This window comes from Vibrio sp. SALL6 (genome assembly GCF_002002385.1).
Lineage (GTDB): Bacteria > Pseudomonadota > Gammaproteobacteria > Enterobacterales > Vibrionaceae > Vibrio > Vibrio parahaemolyticus.
In genome coordinates this window covers 24,419-47,976 of record NZ_MQVK01000001.1, presented here as the reverse complement: position 1 = coordinate 47,976, position 23,558 = coordinate 24,419, and the positions used below count along the sequence as shown (strand labels likewise).

The window sequence follows — 23,558 nt, the reverse complement described above, 5'->3', positions numbered from 1 at the left end:
GCTCTCCAACTGGAGAGCGTTTTTTTAATTCAATTAATGCACTTTGGCTTGCGAGCTTGCGCCCATCAACGCATTAGGCGGCGTTGATAACAACACTTCCAACTTCGCATTGCGGGCTTCCAGTTTGCGTTGACGCTTGAGCAACTTCTGCTGCTTTTTTGCCACTTTTAGCAGCTTTTTCTGCTGTTTGTAGTGTTTTTTCAGTGCCTTTTTCGCTTTCTTAAGCGCTTTTTTATCGGCCAAATCAAACAGTGCAGGAGCCGCCATCGACACTGGTGTCACCACTTTCGCGGCTTGTTTCTTCTCTTTCACTCGCTCGACCACACGTTTCACGATCGCCGCCTTTTCTGCGCTGTGTTTTGGCGTGACGGAAATGGATTGCGCAGGCAGCGCTTCAGCTAACAGACCGCATGCTTGTTGCTCGTTTAACGGCTTGTCTTGGCATTTTTGTGGAGGAATTGCGGCAGGCTTACACAATGAGTCTTTAGAAGCGGAAGAGCGTGCACAAGAGCGACAAACGAACTTAGGTGCGACGACCAAACGGTGAATGTCACCCAAGTTGGCCGCAATTTGTTTGCGGTTCATCTTACATAAGCGTTTAGACATTCGACTACTCCAGCTTCCCAATTATCGACAGCATCACAACAAGTGAAATAATAATAATTCTTAGTTAGATATACAGTCAGAGTGTCGAATTAGCAAGTGAAAACTATCAATAGTGTTCAGGAAAGAATGGCAGCGTCACAGCACTTGGTTCAATGCTGTGACGAGAAGTTTTTGCGAGTCAGGAGGTTATGCCATCGAGGCTTTAACGTAGACGTCGAAACGGTTCTTTTTGGTTTCAATCGCCATGCTTGGCTTTTGCTCGTTCAGCCAGTTCGCGTAGTCCGGGCGCTTAACCACCACGCGTTTCGTTGCCAATGCCAGAGCAGGTTCGAGCAATCCATCGGCATCCAAATCCGCTCCCACCAAAGATTGGAAGACGCGCATCTCTTTTTTCACCAACGCGGATTTCTTTTTGTTTTCTGGGTGTGGGTACATCGGGTCGAGATACACCACATCCGGTTTCACAAACTCGCGGTTTTGCGCCAGTTGATCCAGCGCGTCATGGCTGGAGGCATGGATCAACGACATACGCTCAGATACCCACGAGCCGATTTCTGGGTCTTGTTTCGCGCGAGCCAAGCCGTCATCCAACAAGGCCGCCACGACTGGGTGACGCTCGACCATCTGCACTTTACAACCTAGCGATGCGAGCACGAACGCATCACGACCAAGGCCTGCCGTGCCGTCTAACACGGTTGGGGTCGCACCTTTGTTCAAGCCTGCGGCTTTTGCGATCGCTTGCCCTTTGCCGCCACCGAATTTACGGCGATGACCCACCGCGCCACCAATCAAATCTACAAAAATCGCACCGAGCTTAGGCTCATCGACTTTACGCAGCTCTAAACGCTCCGCAGTCAGCACCAAAGCAAAGTCGCTCTCGTCAGAGTGAGAAAGCTGCCAACGCGCAGCCAGTTCGTCGAGATGAAATTGTTGAGACGGGTCTTCACAGATCAATTGCAGTTGCAAAAGGAGGCTCCAATAAAAATCGAGGTAACTGGCGCTGAGTGTATACCCAAGTTACCTCTAAAAGCTAGATTGGCGGCGAGATGCCAAGGTTAAAGCGAAGAGAGATTCTCGACCAATTCTGCCAACGGTTTCGGGTGACCAATGCCATAACCTTGCCCGTAATCCACACCAAGGTCGATCAAGTGCTGCATGACTTGTTCGTTTTCGACAAATTCCGCCACCGTAACTTTGCCAAGCTGCTTTGCCAAATCGTTAATGGAGCGAACCATCACTCGGTCCATTTCATTCACGTCGATATCTCGCACGAAAAGGCCATCAATTTTCACTATATCTACAGGAAGTTTCTTCAAGTAACCAAAAGACGACAAGCCCGAACCAAAATCGTCCAGCGCAATCATACAGCCGAGCGATTTGGCTCTGGTGAAAAAGTCGATGGCTTGATCTAAATTGCCCATGGCCGCCGTCTCTGTGATTTCTAAACAGATTTTTTCGCACGGCATGGTCGAGTTTTTCAATCGTTCGAAGAGAAAATCGATAAATTCCTGATTCCCCATGGATTGACCAGAAAGGTTAATCGAGCAACGCCCCAACTTTTCCACTACGTCTGGTCGCTGTTCAAACCATTCAAGCGCTTGGTTGATCACCTGCTTATCAATCCAATGCGCAATGTTATAACGCTCGGAAGCGGGAATGAAAATCGCCGGAGAGACGTAGTTACCCTGCGCGTCACGAATACGCACCAAAATCTCGAAATACATCAGCGACTCTGGCGACTGCAAATTCATCACTCGTTGAGCAAACAGCTCCAAGCGCTGATTGGATAACGCCTCGTGCACCAAGTTGACGCTCTGCATTTCCATCTGACGACGCTGCAACTCTTCATTATCTAAGCTGAACAGATTGTAACGGTTACGCCCTTGCTCTTTCGCCGCATGGCACGCCGAATCCGCTTGCGCGTGCACCATTTGCGGCGTTTCTGCCGTGTGATCGATGATACGAATGCCGACCGAACAACTGATGAATAAGCGTGTGTCTTCCCAGATAAACAGGTGCTCACCCAATGTGGAGATAATCACCTTCGCAATATTGATCGCGCCATACTCGTCGCAATCTTTCAGTAGCACCGCAAATTCATCGCCACCCATTCGCGCAAGCACGGAGTTGTATGGCAGCACCTCTTCCAACATGCTGGCGCAAAATTGAATCGCGGCATCGCCCGCATCGTGCCCAACGGTATCATTAAGCACTTTCAACTGGTCGAGATCGAGGTACAACATCGCATGCACTCGGCGGTGGCTATCCACTTCACGCAGCGCGGTTTTCAACTCCAACTCAAAGTGGTTGCGGTTGTATGTCCCCGTCAATAAGTCATAACGCGCCTGATACTCTAACTTCTCAGCCAAAAGTTTGGTCTCTGAAATGTCTTCACCCACAATCAGCAACTGATCGGAATCGTTGAGCGGTCGAATGTTTTCGCGTACCCAAACACTGTGCCCGTCAGCATGGCGATACTCGATTTCACGTCGCCACACATCATGAACTTGATGACTCGGTTGTAACAACACCTGACGTGGGAACAGCGCTTTGTCATCAAGATAGAATTCTCGCAGGCGATGGCCGAGCATCTCAATCGGCTCGTAGCCCAATAACAGTTGCGCGAATCGGTTCACTTCTTGGATGCGGTTGTGGCTGTCGAGCGTCACCATCATCACAGGCTGCTGCTCGTAGTAATTACGCAAGCTCGACTCACGCTGATAGAGCTTATCTTCCATCAACTTACGGCTGGTGATATCACGCGCCTCAAACAGATACTGCTTTTGTTTGCCTACCTGCTGGGAGAACGGCTTTAAGGAAATTTCGAGCACCATAGAGCCATGCTCTTTGCTCCAGATTTCGGCTTCAAATGTCGAAACTTGTTGCTGCGGTGCGTCAAAATAATCGGCGATCGCGTGGCGTGCTTGCTCACTCCAGTTTTGATGTAACCAAAGTGGCTTATCTAAGCGTAATTCCTGATGATAGAGTAAAGATTGCAGACGATCGTTGCCAGATTTAAGCAAACCATGTTTATCCAAAATCCCCATGTACTGCATACTTTGGTCAAAAATGGACTCTAAAATCGCCTGGCTTTCACGAGCAGCCGTCTCGCTGCGGCGAATGCGTTGCAAGTAGTAGCTCAGTAGCAAAATGGCCACCAGCATCAGCACGAACAAACTGCCAAACAAGCGAATTTCTTTGGCGAAACGCTCCGAAAATTCCATCGGCTTATTAAAAAAGACCGCCGAGGATTCTTGCTCTGCGCCCAACCCCCAGCGCACAACCGCTTGGTAATCGAGCTTGATTTCAGAATCGCCATTCACCACCGGAGGTAATGGTTCTTGTGGGTGGTCGAGCACTTGTTCAAGTAATCTAGCCGCTTCAACACCTTGCCGATAACCACTTTGAATCACGCCGCCCACCGCACCATGACCCAAACCTACGTCGTGTACCATAAACAATGGCGCGTTGGAGGCCTTGTTGATCTGAATCCAGTCACGTTCGCTGCCGACCACACCATCTTTGTCGCGGTAGTAAGTCCAAAACAGCACCACATTTTCTTTATTGAGTTGAGCGATTTTTTTCTTCAATGCTTCAACATTGTCAGGGACAAGTTGAGTGATCTTGTTGCGATAACGGTCATGTTGTTGGATAAAATCGTCAATCTCGTCGCGAAGTATCGCACCAGTCACCGAATGATCACTAATGATGTAAATCTGCTTATTGTCTGGATGCAAACGCTCGATCAGCGCTAAGTTCGCTTCTAAATCGACGTTCTCAATCACGCCGGTTGCGTTAAGTGATTGATGAAAGGAAGGACGGTAATTGTTGATGCCACAGAAAATCACTGGCGTGTCTTTGATCAACGGCGCCAAGTGCTGCATCAATTCCAATGCATTGTTGTCCGTCACCAAAATGGCATCAAAACGCTCATCGCTCAACTTGGTGCGATAGAGTGATTCGAGCTGGGTAAAAAACTGCTCGCTCTGGTTGCGCTTGGAATCCAAGTATAAGACGCGCATGTCCATCTCACGGTCATCGAGTTGTTGATCGATCCCGCGCTGAATAGAATCCGTCCAAAAGAATCCTTGGTGATAAGAATGGACGACAAGCACCTTCGGCTCTTGAGCAAGTGTCAGTTCACTCCAGGCACATGCACTCCAGAATAAGGCGACCAAAATCAGAAAACGCTGCACATTCTCTCCATAGCATCGGAGTTAACCCGCAGTTACCCCTGCCAAACCTTGTGAATCGTGTCCGCTGTGAGTATAAAAGAGACGTAACTCTCATACCCAACGGAAATAATAGTATGAATGCGAGCCTGCCGAAACTCGACGACCTTGACCGCGCAATCTTAAAAACACTTATGGCAGACGCCAGAACGCCTTACGCCGAAATGGCTAAGCAGTTCGATGTCAGCCCTGCCACCATTCATGTGCGTATCGAGAAAATGAAATCGGCTGACATAATCGAGGGTACGGAGGTGATCGTAAATACCAAGAAGCTCGGCTACGATGTGTGTTGCTTTATTGGTATTAACCTTAACGCGGCGCGTGACTACCATTCCGCGTTAGAAAAACTCAATGCTCTCGATGAGGTAGTGGAAGCTTACTACACCACAGGCGCGTATAACATATTCGTCAAATTGATGTGCAAATCGATTGAAGAGCTGCAATTTGTGCTGATTGATAAGCTGCAAGCCATTGATGAGGTTCAGTCCACGGAGACATTGATATCGTTGCAAAACCCGATCAACCGCAACGTGAATCCGTAAAATTTTTTATAAAAAATGTACAAAAAAGGCCAACCGAACGGTTGGCCTTGGTGTTTTTTGCTCAATTTACGCCGCAATACCCGAATGGCGCAGCAGTGCATCGATTTGTGGTTCACGACCACGGAAGCGCTTAAACAGCTCCATTGGCTCTTCACTGCCACCCATTTCTAGAATGTTGTTCAGGAAGCTTTGCCCCGTCTCTTTGTTGAAGATACCTTCTTCTTCAAAACGAGAGAATGCGTCTGACGACAACACTTCTGCCCATAGGTAGCTGTAGTAACCCGCGCTGTAACCACCAGCGAAGATGTGACCGAAGCTGTGTGAGAAACGCGCCCACTCAACCGCTGGAACAACCGCCACTTTCTCTTTCACTTCTGCCAAGGTTTCCAGCACACGTGCACCCACTTCTGGGTCATATTCGGTGTGAAGCGTGAAGTCGAACAAGCCGAATTCTAGCTGACGCAAAATACCCATCGCAGATTGGAAGTTTTTCGCCGCGAGCATTTTGTCTAGCATCACTTTTGGTAGCGGCTCGCCCGTTTCGTAGTGACCAGAAATGAACGCCAGCGCGTCTTCTTCCCAACACCAGTTTTCTAGGAACTGACTTGGTAGCTCAACCGCATCCCAAGGTACGCCATTAATGCCTGATACCGCGCCAGTTTCTACCTGCGTCAGCATGTGGTGGATGCCGTGACCAAATTCATGGAAAAGTGTCACAACTTCATCGTGCGTAAACAGTGCTGGCTTGTCGCCTACTGGACGGTTGAAGTTACAGGTTAGGTACGCAACCGGCGTTTGCAGTTCGCCAGATAGCGTAATACGACGACCACGACAGTCATCCATCCACGCGCCGCCACGTTTGTGTTCACGAGCGTAGAGATCTAGGTAGAAGCTGCCACGTAGTGTGCCTTCAGCGTCAAAGATATCGAAAAAGCGCACAGATTCGTGCCAAGTGTCTACGCCTTCACGCTCAGTAACGGTCATGCCAAACACGCGGTTTAACACTTCAAACAGACCGCTCACGACTTTTGACTCTGGGAAGTATGGGCGCAGCTCTTCGTCCGAGATTTGGAACAAGTGCTGTTTTTGCTTCTCGCTGTAGTAAGCGATATCCCACACGTTCAGCTCTTCAACGCCAAATTCGCTCTTAGTAAACTGACGCAACTCTTCAATTTCGCGCTCACCCTGCGGTTTCGCACGTGTCGCTAAGTCATTTAGGAAACCAAGCACTTGAGCCGGAGTTTCTGCCATTTTGGTCGCCAACGACTTCTCACTGAAGGTGTTGAAGCCCAGCATACGTGCGATTTCATGACGCAGTTTTAGCTGCTCAGTAATGATTTCTGAGTTGTCCCATTTGCCTGCGTTTGGACCACGATCAGAAGCGCGCGTCACGTACGCTTCGTACACTTCTTTACGCAACTCTTGGTTGTCGCAGTACGTCATGACAGGTAGGTAAGATGGGATATCCAGCGTGATCAGGTAGCCATCGAGCTCTTTTGCTTCTGCAGCGGCTTTTGCTGCTGCCAACGCCGATTCTGGCATACCCGCGAGGTCTTTCTCATCCGTGATGTGCTTGGTCCAACCCATGGTGGCATCCAGCACATTGTTGGAGAATTTAGAGCTCAGCTCAGACATGCGTTTGCTGATCTCGCCGTAACGGTGCTGCTCGTCTGATGGCAAGCCGATGCCCGACAATTCGAAGTCACGTAGCGCATCGGTGATGGTTTTCTGTTGGGCACGCGTTAGCGTTGCAAATTCTTCGCTCGCTTTGATGGTCTTGTACGCTTCGTACAGGCCTTTGTGCTGACCAACCCAAGTGCCGTATTCCGACAAAATTGGTAGGCAGCTTTCGTACGCTTCACGCAGAGCTTCGCTGTTCACCACAGAGTTCATGTGACCAACTGGCGACCAAATGCGGCTCAGGCGGTCATCAATTTCTTCTAGAGGAGCAATCACATTTTCCCAAGTTGGGTTGGTGTTGTCTTTTAGCACCTCTTCAACTTTGGCGCGACAATCTGCAATCGCCTGCTCGACAGCAGGTTTAATGTGTTCTGGTTTGATTTGCGAAAACGGAGGTAGGTCCGTAAACGTTAGAAGTGGATTAGACATGAATAATTCCTTTTGTGTTTTGGCTCTATGACTGCCCATAAAATAGGCGGACCCAATGCACAAGTAAGCCGACAACATGGATTGGGGGAGCTCCGTTCCCTTTCTCTATGCTGCGATGACCGGATGATCAACGAGAGCTTGCTCTGTCCTTGAGTCTTATTCTGCCTAAGTGGCAGAGCACTCTATTGGAGCACCGCGATCCCACTTAGGTTCAATATGTTTAGTAAGTATGGGTGACTTAAAGAGATTTCAATAGTGAGTGCATTTTAAGTCGCGCAAAATCAAACGGAGATTCTGCATCTGCAAGGATGTTGGGTATAATACCCTCAACACACCGAAAATTTATTGTATCTGAAATCACAGACCACACTCAGCCAAAGAGTGTTTCGAGAGTTTAATTTGTTAAGTTACCGCCACAGCTTCCACGCTGGCAACCATGCCGACGTGGTCAAACACATCGTTCAAAGCCTCATTCTTGATGCGCTGAAACAAAAAGATAAGCCATTCGTTTATCACGATACCCACTCGGGTGTGGGCCGTTACGATCTGACTCACGAATGGTCTGAGAAAACGGGCGAATACAAACAAGGCATCGCGCGTATTTGGGATAACCCAAATATTCCTGAAGACATCAAAAGCTACATCGATGCAATCAAAGCACTCAACAACGGCGATAAGCTGCGCTACTACCCAGGCTCACCGCGTGTGGCGCGTGCGCAAATCCGCCCACAAGACCGCATGGTACTGACAGAACTGCACCCAGCCGATCACCCATTGCTGGAGCAAGAATTCCATCGCGACCGCCAAGTCAGCATCTACAAAGAAGATGGCTTTAAGCGTCTAAAAGGCAGCCTACCACCGCAAGAACGTCGTGGCTTGGTACTGATTGACCCGCCATACGAGCTAGCTAAAGAGTACCGCGATGTGGTGCAAGCGATTTACCAAAGCCACAAACGTTGGGCTACGGGCATCTACGCGATTTGGTACCCTGTGGTAAACCGTCACGACATCGAAGACATGATTGAAGGTCTAGAAGGTCTTGGCATTCGTAAAATTCTGCAAATCGAATTGGGTGTCGCACCCGATACCAACGAGCGCGGCATGACGGCATCCGGCATGATTGTGATTAACCCACCGTGGAAACTGGAAAGCCAGATGAAAGAGATTCTGCCATTCCTGCAAGACGCGATCGCACCAGCCACCGGCCACTGGAAAGTGGACTGGATTGTGCCAGAGTAAACACTTCTGCACCGAAACCTCTCAGCGCAACGACATTTTCGTTGCGCTTTTTTATGCTCTCAACTCCGCCGTCTGATCGCGCTTATTCTTCTTTTTGTACCTCTCATCGCTATTTGTCATAAGCAATGTCACTTTTTCCCATTTAGGAATTCGTTACATTCGATTTATGATAGTGGGATAACGGTGGCATTGAGTTCAGGCAAGGTCATCCCAATCTATCTATGTACCAGATAAAATTTATAAGCTCTTGGAGAAAGTAATGGCGACTCATTTTGACTATATCTGTATCGGTGGCGGCAGTGGCGGCATCGCATCTGCAAACCGTGCGGCGATGTACGGCGCGAAAGTTGCGCTAATCGAAGCTCAAGATCTCGGTGGTACCTGTGTAAACGTAGGTTGTGTACCGAAGAAAGTGATGTGGCACGGCGCACAAATCGCAGAAGCAATGAACCTGTACGCAGAAGATTACGGTTTTGATGTCGACGTGAAAGGTTTCGACTGGAGCAAACTGGTTGAGAGCCGTCAGGCGTACATTGGTCGTATTCACCAATCTTACGATCGCGTTCTTGGCAACAACAAAGTAAACGTGATTAAAGGCTTTGCTAAGTTTGTTGACGAGAAAACCGTAGAAGTAAACGGTGAACATTATACTGCGGATCACATCCTGATCGCGGTGGGTGGTCGTCCTACTATTCCAAACATTCCAGGCGCTGAATACGGCATCGATTCAAACGGCTTCTTCGACCTAGCAGAGCAACCAAAACGCGTTGCGGTTGTCGGCGCTGGCTACATCGCAGTTGAAATTGCTGGCGTACTGCACGCACTAGGTACAGAAACGCACCTGTTCGTACGTAAAGAGTCACCACTGCGTAGCTTCGACCCAATGATCATCGATACGTTGGTTGAAGTGATGGAAGCAGAAGGCCCAACACTGCACACCCATTCTGTACCAAAAGAAGTGGTAAAAGAAGCCGATGGCAGCCTAACTCTGCACCTAGAAAACGGTGAGAGCCAAAACGTTGACCAACTGATTTGGGCAATCGGTCGTCACCCAGCAACAGACGCAATCAACCTAGCGTCAACTGGCGTTGCAACGAACGAAAAAGGCTACATTAAGGTAGACGAATACCAAGAAACCAACGTGAAAGGCATCTACTGTGTGGGTGACATCATGGAAGGCGGTATCGAGCTAACGCCAGTAGCCGTGAAAGCGGGTCGTCAACTTTCTGAGCGTTTGTTCAACAATAAACCAAACGCGAAGATGGACTACGATTTGGTACCAACTGTGGTATTTAGCCACCCACCAATCGGCACTATCGGTCTTACAACGCAAGAAGCGGAAGAGAAGTACGGCAAAGACAATATCAAAGTCTACACGTCTGGCTTTACTGCGATGTACACCGCCGTTACTAAGCACCGTCAACCATGTAAGATGAAGCTTGTATGTGCGGGCGAAGAAGAAACGGTTGTTGGTCTACATGGCATCGGTTTCACGGTAGATGAAATGATCCAAGGCTTCGGCGTAGCAATGAAGATGGGCGCAACCAAAGCAGACTTCGACTCTGTTGTGGCTATCCACCCAACGGGCTCTGAAGAGTTCGTAACGATGCGTTAATTGCGCGCTAATCGCATTGCTGATTTCAGCAAATCATTTGAAAAGGTCACCTTAGGGTGACCTTTTTTGTTAGACCATGCTTAACTCGCATTCTCCAATAACGTGCGAATAAACTCGGCTTTGATAGCACTCTCCTGCTTACCGTCATGAATCAGACATAAGTCTGCACGCAGTGACTCTTTCAGCTTGATAAAACGAATCCCACGCCAATGATGCTGAGAAAACGTCGACGGCACCAACGTCACGGTATTGCTGTTTGCTACATACGCCATCAAGGTGCTTGGCTCCACCACTTGTTTGCCAATATGGGGTGAAAAGCCTTCTTGCAGACAGGCATTGATGATGAAGTTTGCCGAGGCAGAATTCGCCAAGCTCATAAACGCAAACTCACTCGTCTTTAAATCTTGGAGCCGCAGCAAAGATTTGCTGGCTAACTCATGTTGCTCCGACACCGCCACCACAAACACATCTTTGCCCAAAGATACCGACTGATACGGATAAATGTTGAGTGCATCGGCAAAACGTACAATGCCCACGTCGATTTTCTTCTCACTCAGATGCTTCTTTTGCGTCTCTGGGTTAAGGTCAAAAATGTCGGCGTGATAACTGCCATGCTCAGCATGGAAGCGCTGTAACAAACGATCAAATCCGCCCCAAAATGCACTACTTACCACCCCAACTCGCAAGATATTTCTCTGGTTCAAACCCACTTGCTGCACTTGATTGAGCGAGACATCCAAGGTCTGAAAAATCAGTTGGCATTTGGACTCCAACAATCGCCCGGCCTCCGTCAGCATGACGTTTCTTGAATCACGCTCAAACAGTTTGACGTTAAGCACCTCTTCCAACTCTTTGATGCGATTGCTCAACGGCGAATTGGTGATATTGAGGTTCTCGGCGGCCTTAGTGAAATGCTTGGTTTGTGCGACCTCGTAAAAGTAACGCAGCATCTTCAGCGTCACGCGCTCAAATGGTTCTGACTTCATACATTGAGTCCTAGCGAATTTCATCATCCTCTTTTTAAGAATGATAGTAGCGAATAAAGCAAAGATAACCAGCGCAGAAAGTCACACAATGGAATCAACACACAACCAGAAGGTGACTAACATGAATCAGGATCCAGTAATCGGCGCGCTACAAACCATTCGCGAACGCAAACCAAACTTCCAACCTAAAGCAGCGTTTATTTTAGGCTCTGGCTTAGGCGTATTGGCAGACGAACTACAAGACAAAGTGGTCATTCCATACGAAGAGCTCGAAGGGTTTCCGGTTAGCACCGTGCAAGGCCACTCTGGTGAGTTGGTGCTTGGTACCATGGGCGGCGTAGACGTAGTGTGCATGAAAGGTCGCGGTCACTACTACGAACACGGCTCAATGAAGGTCATGACAACGCCCGTGCGCACCTTTAAAAAGCTGGGCTGTGAGTTTCTGCTCGTCACCAACGCGGCAGGCTCACTTCGCCCTGAACGCATCGACGTCGGTTCTCTGGTGGTATTTCATGACCACATCAATACCATGCCTGAATCTCCAATGATCGGTCCGAATGATGAAGAGTACGGCCCGAGGTTCTTCAGCCTCGCCAATGCGTACGACAAAGACCTGCGCGCAGAAGCGTTTGAAGTCGGCAAAGCCAATGGCATTCACCTGAATGAAGGTGTGTTTGTCTCTTACACAGGCCCCAACTTTGAGACCGCAGCCGAAATCCGCATGATGCAAATCATCGGTGGTGATGTGGTGGGCATGTCGGTCGTGCCAGAAGTGATTTCTGCGGCGCATTGCGGCTTACCCGTATTGGCAGTGTGTGCGATCACCAACATGGCAGAAGGCTTGGGAGATGTAGAATTGTCTCACGCCCAAACATTGAAGTGCGCGAAGCTAGCCGAAGCAGATTTCATTCGCTTTATTAAGCGCTTTATGAAGCATCACTTCTAAAGCCGCTTCATTCCAAAAAGCAAAAGGGTCATCAAATAACTTGATGACCCTTTTTCGTATCACTTTTTCTAACGTTCGGGGGGTATTTCGGAGCCGTTTGTGCGTTTTACTTAACTGCACGAACCAATTCAGCAATACCTTCCCAATCGCCGTTGTCCATCATTGCAGTTGGCACCATCCACGTACCGCCACAAGCTACAACCGATTTCAGCGCTAGGTAATCTTCCACGTTGGATGGGCTTACGCCACCTGTTGGCATGAATTCCACTGGGTAAACCGCCGTGAGTGCTTTCAGCATGTTTACGCCGCCTGATGGCTCAGCAGGGAAGAACTTCAACGTACGCAGACCCATTTCCATCGCTTGCTCAACCAAGCTTGGGTTGTTTACACCCGGTACGATAGTCACACCACGTTGCTGACAGTATTTCACTGTGGTTGGGTTGAAGCCTGGGCTAACGATAAAGTCCACGCCCGCTTCGATTGCGATATCCACTTGTTCTGTGGTCAGAACGGTGCCCGCGCCAATCAACAGTTCTGGGTACGCTTCACGCATGATGCGAATCGACTCCGCCGCCGCTTCGGTGCGGAATGTCACTTCCGCACATGGTAAACCGTTTTCTACCAACACTTTTGCCAGTGGCAGAGCGTGTGCTACGTCGTTGATTGCGATAACTGGGACGATTTTGATTTCTCTTAATCGTTGTTCAAGTGTTGTCATGGGGAACCTCTAAAGAATAAAGCTTAATGTTGCGACGATAATAAACGCGATACCGCCAAGTAACGTTTCCATTACCGTCCAAGTTTTTAATGTGGTTTTCTCATCCATCTCAAGCAGACGAGAGACCAACCAGAAACCAGAGTCATTGAAGTGAGACAGTACCGTTGCACCACCCGCAATCGCGATTACGATAAAGCAAAGGTCTAGTTCACTCAAACCTGTTGATGCAGCCACAACTGGCGCGATAAGAGCCGCCGTAGTGGTTAGCGCTACAGTTGCCGAGCCTTGAGCAACACGCAGACAAGTTGAAATCACAAACGCCGCCACAATCACAGGCATACCTGTGTCTGTAAGAACGTCAGCCAGTGCATCACCGATGCCGCTTGAGCGCAGTACGCCGCCAAACATGCCACCAGCACCCGTTACTAGGATAACGCCACAGATTGGAGCCAATGACTCACCACACAATTTTTCTAGTTTTGCCATGCCGTAGTCTTTGGCAAACACAGCCAGACAGACAATCAACGTAATCAGCAACGCGACTGGGGTTTTACCTAGCATACGTAGGAACTCAACCAGTGCCGTTTTGCCATCAATCAAACCTGCAACCGCCAGTGTGTTCAATACCGTATCCAAACAGATTAGCAGGACTGGCAGCACAAGGATGGTCATAACCGTGCCAAATTTTGGTGCGTTGCGCTCATCCACCATCGCTTCACCATTAAAGAAGGCTTTAGATAGTGGGATATCGAATTTTTTGCCCGCGTACAAACCAAATAGGTAAGCGCCAAGGTACCAAGTTGGAATAGCAACCAGAATACCCACCACCAATAGCAGACCGATGTTTGCGCCAAGGAATTCTGCCGCTGCAACCGGACCTGGGTGTGGTGGAACAAACGCGTGCATAACCGCAAAAGCACCAGCTGCAGGCAACGCGTATTTAATTGGTGAGCCACCAAAACGAGCCGCCACACTTAGGATGATTGGCATCATCACTACAAGGCCAGCATCGAAGAAGATTGGGAAGCCAAACAGTAATGAAGCGACGCCCAAAGCAAATGGTGCGCGCTCTTTACCAAAGCGACCAATCAAAGTGTCTGCCAGCACTTTCGCACCGCCAGTCACTTCAAGAATTTTACCGATCATCGCACCAAGACCAACCAGTAATGCCACGGAAGCCAGTGTGCCGCCGAAGCCGCCCATCATGGTCGATACGACTTTCTCAGAAGGAACGCCAGTGGCGATTGCCGTACCTAAACTCACCATAGTCAGGGAAGCAAAAGCATGGACTTTCAGTTTAATGATCAGAACGAGTAACGCTGCAATGGCAAGGCCTGCAATCGTCAGTAGGAACGTAGGATCTGGGGCTTGGGTTAATTGCTCCATAGGTTCACCTTTAAGAATTATTGTTTGTGTTATGGTTCACATTTATTTCAGTTACCGGTAACATGTTACCGATAACATGAATAAGATAAACCCATATTTTAAAGTGAATTCAAAAATTGAGATCACGCGCAAATTTGGTTATGAGGATAAGTTATGGCTGGTAGTAGTGTCATCGTTATGGGCGTTTGTGCTAGTGGTAAAAGCACAATTGGTGAGCATCTAGCGAAAAAGCTAGGGCGTAAATTCATTGATGGTGATGATCTTCATCCACGAGCGAACATTCAGAAAATGGCATCGGGCCAGCCTCTGAACGATGATGATCGCAAGCCATGGCTAGAACGCATTCGTGATGCGGCGTACAGCCTAGAAAGCAAAAACGAACACGGCATTATTGTCTGTTCAGCACTGAAAAAGATTTACCGCGATCAGATCCGCGAAGGCAACGACAACGTGACCTTCCTGTTCCTTGATGGCGATATGGAGTTGATCCTTAATCGCATGCGTATGCGCAAAGGCCACTTCATGAAAGAAAACATGGTGAAGAGCCAATTCGAGACGCTAGAGCGCCCAGACAACGAGCCTCAAACTCTGATCGTCAGTATCGATGGAGACATCAGCGACGTCGTGGAACGCTCTGCCGCTGAGCTAATCAAAATGCAAGCGATCGAGGTGGCGTAATGACTCACTCTGTTGTTCTTGAGGTCACACAACGTTTGACCGAGCGCAGCCGTGAAGCGCGCGCTGCGTTTCTTGCTCGCACCGAAGTGCAAGCCGAAGCTGGCAAAGGCCGTGTTGGTTTATCTTGTGGTAACTTAGCCCATGCAGTCGCCGCTTCTTGCTCTTCTGAAAAGAAAAATATTCTCGATTTTACTCATGCCAATGTCGCGCTGATCAGCGCCTACAACGACATGTTGAGCGCCCACCAGCCGTACCAAGACTACCCAGCGCAAATCAAACAAGTGCTGGCGGACTACGGCCATACAGCGCAAGTCGCAGGTTGTGTGCCTGCGATGTGCGATGGAGTGACTCAAGGTCAAGCAGGCATGGATATGTCGCTGTTTTCGCGAGACTTAATTGCGCAATCAACGGCGTTGTCTTTGAGCCACAATGTCTTTGATGCCACATTACTGCTTGGTATCTGTGACAAAATTGCCCCGGGACAACTGATGGGCGCGCTGTCTTACGCGCACCTACCGACTGCGTTTGTACCAGCGGGTCTGATGGCAACAGGCATCAGCAACGAAGAGAAAGTCGACGTACGCCAAAAATACGCAGCGGGTGAAGTCGGCAAAGACGCTCTGCTGGATATGGAGTGTCGCGCTTACCACTCTGCGGGTACGTGTACGTTTTACGGCACCGCCAACACCAACCAGTTGGTGTTCGAAGCCATGGGCTTGATGCTGCCAGGTTCGGCATTCATTCATCCCCATACCCAACTGCGTAAAGCGTTAACCGATCACGCGGCTCTGAAAATCGCCTCAATGACGGCGGGTTCTGCACACTTCCGTCCGCTGGCCGAGGTGGTCACAGAAAAGAGCTTGGTCAACGGCATCATCGCTCTACTTGCATCTGGCGGCAGCACCAATCACACCATTCATATGATCGCCGTGGCGCGTGCTGCTGGCATCTTGCTCACGTGGCAAGACATCAGCGATCTGTCGGATGTGGTTCCTTTGTTAGCTCGCGTTTACCCGAACGGCCCAGCCGATATGAACGCGTTCCAAGACGCGGGGGGCGTGCCTGCGTTATTGCACCGCTTGAACCAATCCGAGCTTTTGCATCGCGATGTGAAACCCGTGTTTGGTGAATTTGAAGACCAAATGACGCTACCGAGCCTTATCGATGGCCAACTGACTTGGACACCGTGCCAAGGCAGCCAAGACGGTGACGTGATCGCCAAACCGGACGCCACTTTCCAAAACACTGGCGGCACTCGCGTACTGACTGGCAACTTGGGTAAAGCCGTGGTGAAAGTGTCTGCGGTGAAAGAAGAGCAACGCGTGATTGTTGCACCTGCGATCGTATTCCAATGCCAACATGAAGTGGAAGCTGCGTACAAACGTGGTGAGCTGAACAAAGATTGCATCGTTGTAGTCACACACAACGGCCCAGCAGCAAACGGCATGCCTGAACTGCACAAGCTGATGCCAATTTTAGGTAACGTGCAAAAAGCGGGCTTTAAAGTGGCGTTGGTTACTGACGGTCGTTTATCTGGCGCGTCAGGTAAAATTCCGTCTGCGATTCATGTTTCTCCAGAAGCCATTCGTGGTGGCGCGATTGGTTTGGTGCGCAACGGCGATTTGATTCGTCTGGATTGCCAAACGGGCGAACTGAACAACTTAAGCGATACCACTGGTCGCGAGTTGATTCATTTCGACACCGAATCTACCCAACAAACCTGGGGACGAGGCTTGTTTAGCGTGATTCGCCAAAACGTCTCTAGCGCAGAAGAAGGCGCAAGCTTCATTGTGTAAGCCAGAAAAAAAATAGCGGAGTTTGATACTCCGCTCTTTGTATTTGTCTTCGTTGTTTTTGTTTGGCTTGATTAAGCGGTTTTCATCACCACAACCGCAGCAATCACCACAAAGATACCAAACCAGCCGATTGGCTTGAGTTTCTGCTTAAACAGCAAGGCTCCACCCACTGCGGTACCCAAGATACCGATCGCGCCCCAAGAGGCGTAAGCAATGGCTAAATCGATCTCTTTAACCGCTTGTGCCAACAGCGTGAATGCTGTCAGTACCAACACAATCGCCGCAATGCCCCAGCCTTTGTATTTAAAACCTTTTGAGCGTGTCAGCGCCATATTGGCCATGATATCGACCAAGGCAGCCATCACGACAAATCCAAATGACATCGTAAAAAATTGACTCATGATTCGCACCTTGTACTAGCAGAAAATGAACGTTCTTTTGCCGGTTTATCGGCGTTTTTCTCGGCGTTAGGTTGATCGTGTGATTCCCCTAAAGTCACACACACAATGCCGACAACGGCTAACATCAAACCAAACAGCTCTTGATGGTTTAAGTTGGCGTCAAAGGCGATGATCGACACCACGGTGATCAACGAGATACCCAACCCTTCCCAGACAGCGTATGCCACACCGATCGATATTTTCTTCGCGGCAAACGCGAGAAAGTAGTAAGAGATTGCGATCAGCACATACATTACGATGTAGCCCCACCACCCGTGCCCTTGTCCGATAAGAGACATTGTGCTGGTGCCAGCCACTTCGGCAACGATGGCGAGCAATAAAAATAGACGTGCAACTAGCATGATTAATCCTCCATCAGAAATTAAAAAAATGCATAACGGAGAATGGTGAATGTCGCGTACCTGTATCGACATTCAAAAAGTTAAAAAGATAAAAATGAGCCACTTCTCCTGACTATTTGAGATAAGGTTAGCGCTGGGTAGGAAAAAGAGACAGGTAATTGAGATATTCATTTTTGAATATCTTAAGAAGTAAGTTGTCTATGTAATCACACAATATTGGCAAGGTTAAAGCATCTGCTCTCTCATTCAGCCGATACCATAAAGTGACGTCATTGCGTAAAAATCAGCGGCGTATTGAGGGTTTGTCGCACCACTTTATGCAGGTGTCTGTGCAAAGGATGGTTGCGGTTGGTTTGAAGGAAACCGCCAGAGACCACAAACTGACTGAACTCACGGTTAACGAGTGGCATTGCGTAAGACGCCAGTTCCGGCATCAACAATGCCGAGCTTTGACTGGCATACATAATTGCGTCGGTTTCTTGCAGCATTTGGCAAGCCACGCGCAAATTATAGGATTTCAATAACACCACGGGCTCATAGCCCATGCGGCGATACTCGGACTCCACGGTACAAAGCGGTTTATATGACGCGGGCGCAGGTAAAGAAACAAGGGGCAGTTTAGAGACCGTGTCCCAATCATTGCTGACTTTCGACAAGGTCGGATGGTTTTTACGCGCCAAAATCACTCGTTTTTCAACGAATAACGGGCGCATGTAAATGTCTTTCGACAGTTCGGTCTCTTGGTCAAGAATGCAGTAATCGTGCTCACCTTCGAGCATTTCATCGTGCGAGTAACTGTTCCAACTGGAAAAGGCAAAGTGCGCTTTAGGGAACGCTCGATGGCAGCCAGTTAGCAATCGCTGCCCTTGTTCATCCATCAAATAAGGGTCGGTTACAATCGCGATCTGCCCTTGATATTGCTGAGGGTCGAATACTTCAAACTCTTGCACCACTTTTTCCAGTGGTGCAATCATGTTATCGAATTCGGCGGCAAGGCGAATCGCCATGGGAGATGGCTCTACCCCATGCGCTTTACGCACAAATAGCGGGTCATCAAACACTTGCTTAAGCTTCATTACGCCGCGGCTGGCGCTCGGTTGAGAAATGCCAAGCTGCATTGCGGCCAGCTTGATGCTGCGGTTTTCCACCACGGCTTTTAATAAACGCATTAAGTTGAGATCCAATGCATCCAGCTGATGTGCCATACCCTAACCTGCCAATACCATTAATGAGCGAATACGAAGAGCGGTTAACTGCGAGTTAAACACTCTCTCCTGAAGTGATCTGATAACCCATATCAAACACTTTTTCTTCTTGCGCTTCACCTTTCAGACGCGCAATTAAAAGCTCTGCACTCTTTACACCAATTTGGAAACGCGGCGTATCAACGCTGGTCAGCTTCGGACTGATGGTCTGACCGATATCCAAGGCGTTATAACCCACCACCGCTAATTGCTGCGGGACTTGAATGCCACGCTGCTGCGCACTCAGCATAGTACCAATTGCGATGTCATCGTTGGTACAGAACACCCCGTCGAGCGTTGGGTACGTTTCCAGTGCGCGTTCAAGCAAATCATGCGCAAGGGAGAAACTGGAGTGCACGCCAGTTAACACATGTTTGGGTTCGAGTCCGGCTTCATTCATCGCGCGATCATAACCTTGCATACGCAGTTTGGTACGCGTGTCCAAACGCGCACCGAAATAAACAATGGTGCGTTTACCAGCGTCCAACATACGTTTCACCGCGTTGTACGAAGCGTCTTCATGATCCAAGCCCACAGCCATATCAATCGGTTGTGGCGGCAATTCCATGGTTTCGACCACCGGAACGCCAGCGTTTTTGATCATCTGCAACGTGCGTGGAGTGTGGTGACTTTCAGTCAAAATCAACCCATCCACTTGGTAGGAAAGCAAAGAGGCGATTTTGCGCTCTTCCTCCAACTCATCGTAGCTAAAGTGTGCCAGTAGTGTTTCGTAGCCGTTAGCCTTAGTGACCGTCTCTATGCCCTGAACAAAGGAAGCAAAAATTTGGTTGGACAGAGAAGGAAGTAAGATGCCGATGGCTTTGCTGGAAGACTTAGACAACATCGCGGGGGCGCGATTTTCGATGTACCCCATCTCCTCGATTGCCGCGGCAATTTTCACGCGGGTCTTCTCAGCCACCGATTCTGGATTGCGCATATAGCGCGAAACCGTCATCTTTGTTACGCCAACTTGGTCTGCGACATCCTGCAATGTCGTTCGTGTTTTTTTATTCTGTTGAGCCATAAATATGTGATTTATCAATAATGTTACATGTAACATTATGACGAATACACAGGATGCCGACAAGCCACCAAAAGCCAAACATAATATCCACAATAAAATCATGCACTTATTGTTACAGAGTTGTTTTTAAAGAAACACTCGCAAAACGAATAAATAAATGACATTAATATTGAGTTTCTTATAAAATAGCGCACGTAAAACAATAAGATATCAGGCACTGTGCAGTTAGGCTCCAGCGAAACCCAAGTTTATTATCATCTTCTTGATCTGGACGACTCTCAAAAGCAGCAATACCTCCAAGAATTGCAACAGAGTCAACCTGAGCTATACATTCAACTCGCGTCCCTTTTAGCCCATGAAGCCCCAGAAGAGCGATTAACGCAATTGCTTTACTTTGGCGCTCATCAAGCGACCAACAGCGAGATCGACCTTAGTGGCGAAGTGATCAGTAAGTATCGCCTAACTCATGAGTTGGGACGTGGTGGTATGGGCGTCGTTTATGCCGCGCAACGCGCAGATGAGACCTTCGAGCAAGATCTTGCGATCAAATTCATCCAAAGCAATTTAAGTAATGTACTCGGACAACGGGCACTTTTCGATGAAGCGCAGCTACTAGCACGTTTAAATCACCCTTATATTGCGAAAGTCTTTGACGGCGGCCTGCATGACGACTCGGTTTACATCGTCATGGAGCGCGTGTTTGGCCAAACATTGGATGATTATCTTGCCGAAGTCACACTGACAGACCGTGAGAAGCTCACGCTGTTTAAGCAGATTTGTCAGGCAATGGAACACGCGCATCACCACCACGTGTTACACGCCGATCTCAAGCCTGAAAATATCCTGATTGACCCAAATAAACGACCGAAATTGCTCGATTTCAACCTGACGCAGAAAGTGCAAAACAGCGGTGGCGAATCCCCACCGGCATTAATTGCGTTTAGCCAAAACTTTGCCAGTCCAGAACAACAGACTGGTCAGTTTCTGACGGCACAAAGCGATGTGTACTCTCTGGGTAAAATTCTCGCGATGATGTTTCCGTCACCGCGCGTTTGGTCTGATGTTTACTGGGTCATTAGACGCGCGACACGCTCTGCCGCAAAACTGCGCTATTCAGACGTTCGAGCACTAAGAATTGATATTGAGCGCATGCTTGAGCGGCGCCCAATCGAACAAAAAAAACATTGGCCGTTGTACAGCGCATTGCGTTTAGTGCAGCGCCGTCCGCTGGCTGCAGCATTATCTGCCATTCTGGTTTTATCCGGCGTGCTATTTGGTAATGCATTGATTCAAAAGAATATCCAACTGCAACAAGAGAAGAAGATTGCAGAAGATATGATGTACGAACTGACTCGCCTCATCTTCCATGCGAAGGGGCAGAACGTCGAACATCTTTCGGTGAACTCCATGATGGAGCTAACACGAAGGCGGATACTCTCTAACCCAGATATCCCCAAACATATAAAACAAAAAATGTTGTTGGCGATGATGACACCGGTGCCAGAGAAGCACCTAACTACACCAATGAGTTGTCAGCCAAATTGTGCGTCTAAGGACAGCACCAACCAATAAGGCTTAAAACAAGATGTATACACGTTCAGTGGTATTTTGGCTGTCTGCATTGACGGCTACGTCCACTTTGGCGGCAGATGCTTCTGCAGCCACTTCACACCCGCCAGCTTCAACCTTGAAGCAAGGCTACTTTATCGACTCTCCAGTGACTGGCCTGTATTACAAAACCAGTTCCAATATCACGGGAGTCACTCAGCAAGGCGCATTTCATTACCAACCAGGTGATGTGATCAGTTTCTTCCTTGGTAACGATGACAAAGGTTATCTGCTAACAACCTTATCGAGCCAAGAAGTGCTTACGCCAACGATGGCGACGACCAAACCCAGCCGCAGCATCAATATGACGCGTCTGCTGCTTTCTCTCGACAGCACGCCTGAGAATCGTGAGGAAATTGTCTTAGCCAACCGTGTGTTGTCTGACCCTCGCTTTCAAAGCCAGCTCAAGAGTCTCGATCTCAATTATCTGGATGACGCTAAACGACATCTCAACCTCGACTGGGTTTCTGTCGATGAGGCGATTGATCACTTGAACGAAAGCCAGCAGTACATTGAGGAAAACTTTGCCTCTGATGAGATCATCTTTGAACCTCGCGGCATCACGTTCAAAAACATCGTGATCAAAAAGAAAGATTGGCAGGGCCGCGCTTGTGCCTACGATCTGCGCTATAAACATCACCCCAAATATCGCCCCCCTTTTGGTGAGACCCGATTCACCATCACCAAAGATTCGTTAATTGAACACCCGAGTGTTGGCGACCATTTTCAAGGTTGCTTCATATCGCCGAATCACCAAATTACGGAAGATATTGTCGAGCCGATTAGCAAATTTGCGGATTGGTTTAACCTTGTTGGTTGCTCTATCACAGGATGCACCCGCAACGACTTGAACGGCTTCTCTCTCGAAGACTTTGACGATGAAGGCGACTGGAAATATCGCTCAGTCGCGATGAATTTTGACCCAAGCACTGAGCTCTTTATGGAGAAAGTACAAGGTCTCGGGCGCAACAAACACATCCAACACAGCAACCGCACTGAAATGCTGTGGTTTTCCTACCCTAACACCAGCGAGCACGATATCGACTACCTCGGCGTGTGGCAGCAAACCCAATACCATCAGCAATCCATGACACAATCGTGTCTGTTAATGCGCCACCAACAAGTGATGCGATTGCCACGCAGCGCCGAGACCTGCCCAACCGATGCAAGCCTATACACCCAAGATGTCACCCGCGAGTTTGCCGATATGTGGTGGGTAAACAATGACGAACCGAAAGCCAATTTGGCGCAAATGAACATCATGGTGCGCTGGTCAACCACTCCGGCAGAAATCAACTACACCACATGGGAATACTTACCGGCGGGAGCCAACTGGGAGCAAGGCATTTTGTATCGCTACCAACAGAACGTTAGTCGTAACCGAGATGGTTCTGATCATATTGAAACGCATACGATTTCTGAATTTGTCAAAGTGAGCGAGGAGGTATAACCATGGCAACGACTTCAGCCCTAACCCACATTATTCAGCAGTGGCAGTCTGGTAATAAACAAGCCGAAAGCGAGCTGTACCAATTCGCCTATTTGCAACTGCGTAAAATCGCCCAACAAGAACGTGAGCGCAACGCCGAAAAATACGGCACCGACAATATGGTATTGGCAGACAGCGTCAACAGTACCACCGCATTGATTCATGATGCTTACCTAAAAATGTCAAACTGCGACATGAGTGAAATCGCCACCAAGCGTGATTTTTTCTTAATGGCAGCTAAAGTCATGCGCCAAATATTGATCGACAACGCTCGCTCACACCAAGCGCAAAAACGCCAGCACATCACGCTGATGAAGGACGAAGAAGACCGCTTTGAGCAGTTGATCATCATGGACAAAGCCTTAGATAGCTTTAGCACACGTTACCCACGTCAATCGAGCGCCTTAAAACTCAAATACCTGATGGGCATGAAGAACCAGGAGATCAGCGAACTGCTAGAGTGCAGCGCAAGCCTAATCGAAAAAGACCTCAAGTTCTCACGCAGCTGGCTGCAATCAAGAATGGCACACGCATAAAT

Annotated in this window: 20 protein-coding genes; 9 read left to right on the top strand and 11 right to left on the bottom strand. The window is 48.8% G+C overall.

From position 1 onward, the window contains the following. Positions 1 to 33 precede the first annotated feature (33 nt). The 3 genes from BIW15_RS00225 to BIW15_RS00215 all read right to left on the bottom strand — a co-directional run bounded on the left by BIW15_RS00225 (position 34) and on the right by BIW15_RS00215 (position 4,802). Positions 34 to 606, bottom strand: a complete 573-nt coding sequence (locus BIW15_RS00225; protein WP_077280396.1) for a hypothetical protein — start codon at positions 604 to 606, stop codon at positions 34 to 36. A 186-nt stretch (positions 607 to 792) separates the two neighbouring features. Then, a complete protein-coding gene (locus tag BIW15_RS00220) occupies positions 793 to 1,572 on the bottom strand; it encodes a class I SAM-dependent methyltransferase (RefSeq protein WP_029816686.1) in 780 nt (259 codons plus the stop codon). Positions 1,573 to 1,661: 89 nt separating this feature from the next. Continuing rightward, positions 1,662 to 4,802, bottom strand: a complete 3,141-nt coding sequence (locus tag BIW15_RS00215) for an EAL domain-containing protein (RefSeq protein ID WP_005496646.1) — start codon at positions 4,800 to 4,802, stop codon at positions 1,662 to 1,664. A gap of 113 nt (positions 4,803 to 4,915) precedes the next feature. On the opposite strand from BIW15_RS00215, the gene asnC reads away from it, so the two are divergent. After that, positions 4,916 to 5,380: a transcriptional regulator AsnC gene (gene asnC / locus BIW15_RS00210; RefSeq protein WP_005465258.1), complete on the top strand. Its 465-nt coding sequence runs from the start codon at positions 4,916 to 4,918 to the stop codon at positions 5,378 to 5,380. A gap of 66 nt (positions 5,381 to 5,446) precedes the next feature. Here asnC and prlC read toward each other — a convergent pair whose 3' ends face one another. After that, entirely contained in the window at positions 5,447 to 7,489 is a 2,043-nt protein-coding gene (gene prlC, locus BIW15_RS00205; RefSeq protein ID WP_005478727.1) for an oligopeptidase A, read from the bottom strand. Positions 7,490 to 7,888: 399 nt separating this feature from the next. Here prlC and BIW15_RS00200 point away from each other — a divergent pair, with 399 nt between their 5' ends. Beyond that, complete coding sequence (locus BIW15_RS00200) at positions 7,889 to 8,728, top strand: 23S rRNA (adenine(2030)-N(6))-methyltransferase RlmJ (protein WP_020904400.1); 840 nt, start codon at positions 7,889 to 7,891, stop codon at positions 8,726 to 8,728. 259 nt (positions 8,729 to 8,987) lie between these two features. Beyond that, complete coding sequence (gene gorA / locus BIW15_RS00195; protein WP_005478739.1) at positions 8,988 to 10,343, top strand: glutathione-disulfide reductase; 1,356 nt, start codon at positions 8,988 to 8,990, stop codon at positions 10,341 to 10,343. An 80-nt stretch (positions 10,344 to 10,423) separates the two neighbouring features. Here the strand turns inward: gorA and BIW15_RS00190 are convergent, their stop codons facing one another. Further along, a complete protein-coding gene (locus BIW15_RS00190) occupies positions 10,424 to 11,329 on the bottom strand; it encodes a LysR family transcriptional regulator (RefSeq protein ID WP_179115204.1) in 906 nt (301 codons plus the stop codon). Positions 11,330 to 11,450: 121 nt separating this feature from the next. Between BIW15_RS00190 and xapA the strand changes: the two genes are divergently transcribed. Continuing rightward, positions 11,451 to 12,275 carry a xanthosine phosphorylase gene (gene xapA / locus BIW15_RS00185; protein ID WP_015296049.1) on the top strand — a complete coding sequence of 275 codons (825 nt, stop codon included), beginning with the start codon at positions 11,451 to 11,453 and terminating at the stop codon, positions 12,273 to 12,275. A gap of 106 nt (positions 12,276 to 12,381) precedes the next feature. On the opposite strand, the gene BIW15_RS00180 is transcribed toward xapA, so the two are convergent. After that, complete coding sequence (locus BIW15_RS00180) at positions 12,382 to 12,993, bottom strand: bifunctional 4-hydroxy-2-oxoglutarate aldolase/2-dehydro-3-deoxy-phosphogluconate aldolase (protein WP_005394384.1); 612 nt, start codon at positions 12,991 to 12,993, stop codon at positions 12,382 to 12,384. Positions 12,994 to 13,002: 9 nt separating this feature from the next. Next, positions 13,003 to 14,379 (bottom strand): GntP family permease, encoded by a 1,377-nt coding sequence (locus tag BIW15_RS00175; RefSeq protein WP_005478622.1) that lies wholly within the window; start codon positions 14,377 to 14,379, stop codon positions 13,003 to 13,005. A 153-nt stretch (positions 14,380 to 14,532) separates the two neighbouring features. Here BIW15_RS00175 and BIW15_RS00170 point away from each other — a divergent pair, with 153 nt between their 5' ends. After that, positions 14,533 to 15,057, top strand: coding sequence for a gluconokinase (locus tag BIW15_RS00170; RefSeq protein ID WP_005467756.1), 525 nt, complete (start codon positions 14,533 to 14,535; stop codon positions 15,055 to 15,057). After that, the gene (gene edd / locus BIW15_RS00165; RefSeq protein WP_025501098.1) at positions 15,057 to 16,853 is read left to right on the top strand and encodes a phosphogluconate dehydratase; all 1,797 of its coding nucleotides are present in this window, start codon (positions 15,057 to 15,059) and stop codon (positions 16,851 to 16,853) included. Before BIW15_RS00170 ends, edd begins: the two co-directional genes overlap by 1 nt. 71 nt (positions 16,854 to 16,924) lie before the next feature. On the opposite strand, the gene BIW15_RS00160 is transcribed toward edd, so the two are convergent. The 4 genes from BIW15_RS00160 to BIW15_RS00145 all read right to left on the bottom strand — a co-directional run bounded on the left by BIW15_RS00160 (position 16,925) and on the right by BIW15_RS00145 (position 19,923). Next, positions 16,925 to 17,254, bottom strand: coding sequence for an SMR family transporter (locus BIW15_RS00160; protein ID WP_005478614.1), 330 nt, complete (start codon positions 17,252 to 17,254; stop codon positions 16,925 to 16,927). Further along, a complete protein-coding gene (locus tag BIW15_RS00155) occupies positions 17,251 to 17,655 on the bottom strand; it encodes an SMR family transporter (RefSeq protein ID WP_005455212.1) in 405 nt (134 codons plus the stop codon). Before BIW15_RS00155 ends, BIW15_RS00160 begins: the two co-directional genes overlap by 4 nt. 269 nt (positions 17,656 to 17,924) lie before the next feature. Further along, positions 17,925 to 18,860: a LysR family transcriptional regulator gene (locus BIW15_RS00150; protein WP_005455215.1), complete on the bottom strand. Its 936-nt coding sequence runs from the start codon at positions 18,858 to 18,860 to the stop codon at positions 17,925 to 17,927. Between the two features lie 55 nt (positions 18,861 to 18,915). Continuing rightward, positions 18,916 to 19,923: a substrate-binding domain-containing protein gene (locus BIW15_RS00145; RefSeq protein WP_005496635.1), complete on the bottom strand. Its 1,008-nt coding sequence runs from the start codon at positions 19,921 to 19,923 to the stop codon at positions 18,916 to 18,918. A gap of 219 nt (positions 19,924 to 20,142) precedes the next feature. Here BIW15_RS00145 and BIW15_RS00140 point away from each other — a divergent pair, with 219 nt between their 5' ends. Genes BIW15_RS00140 through BIW15_RS00130 form a run of 3 tightly spaced genes read left to right on the top strand, consistent with a single transcriptional unit; the run spans position 20,143 to position 23,556 of the window. Continuing rightward, entirely contained in the window at positions 20,143 to 21,495 is a 1,353-nt protein-coding gene (locus tag BIW15_RS00140) for a serine/threonine-protein kinase (RefSeq protein WP_025816790.1), read from the top strand. A gap of 13 nt (positions 21,496 to 21,508) precedes the next feature. Continuing rightward, positions 21,509 to 22,981 carry a hypothetical protein gene (locus BIW15_RS00135; RefSeq protein WP_005487539.1) on the top strand — a complete coding sequence of 491 codons (1,473 nt, stop codon included), beginning with the start codon at positions 21,509 to 21,511 and terminating at the stop codon, positions 22,979 to 22,981. 2 nt (positions 22,982 to 22,983) lie between these two features. Continuing rightward, positions 22,984 to 23,556: a sigma-70 family RNA polymerase sigma factor gene (locus BIW15_RS00130; protein ID WP_005455178.1), complete on the top strand. Its 573-nt coding sequence runs from the start codon at positions 22,984 to 22,986 to the stop codon at positions 23,554 to 23,556. The last annotated feature ends 2 nt before the right edge of the window (positions 23,557 to 23,558 follow it).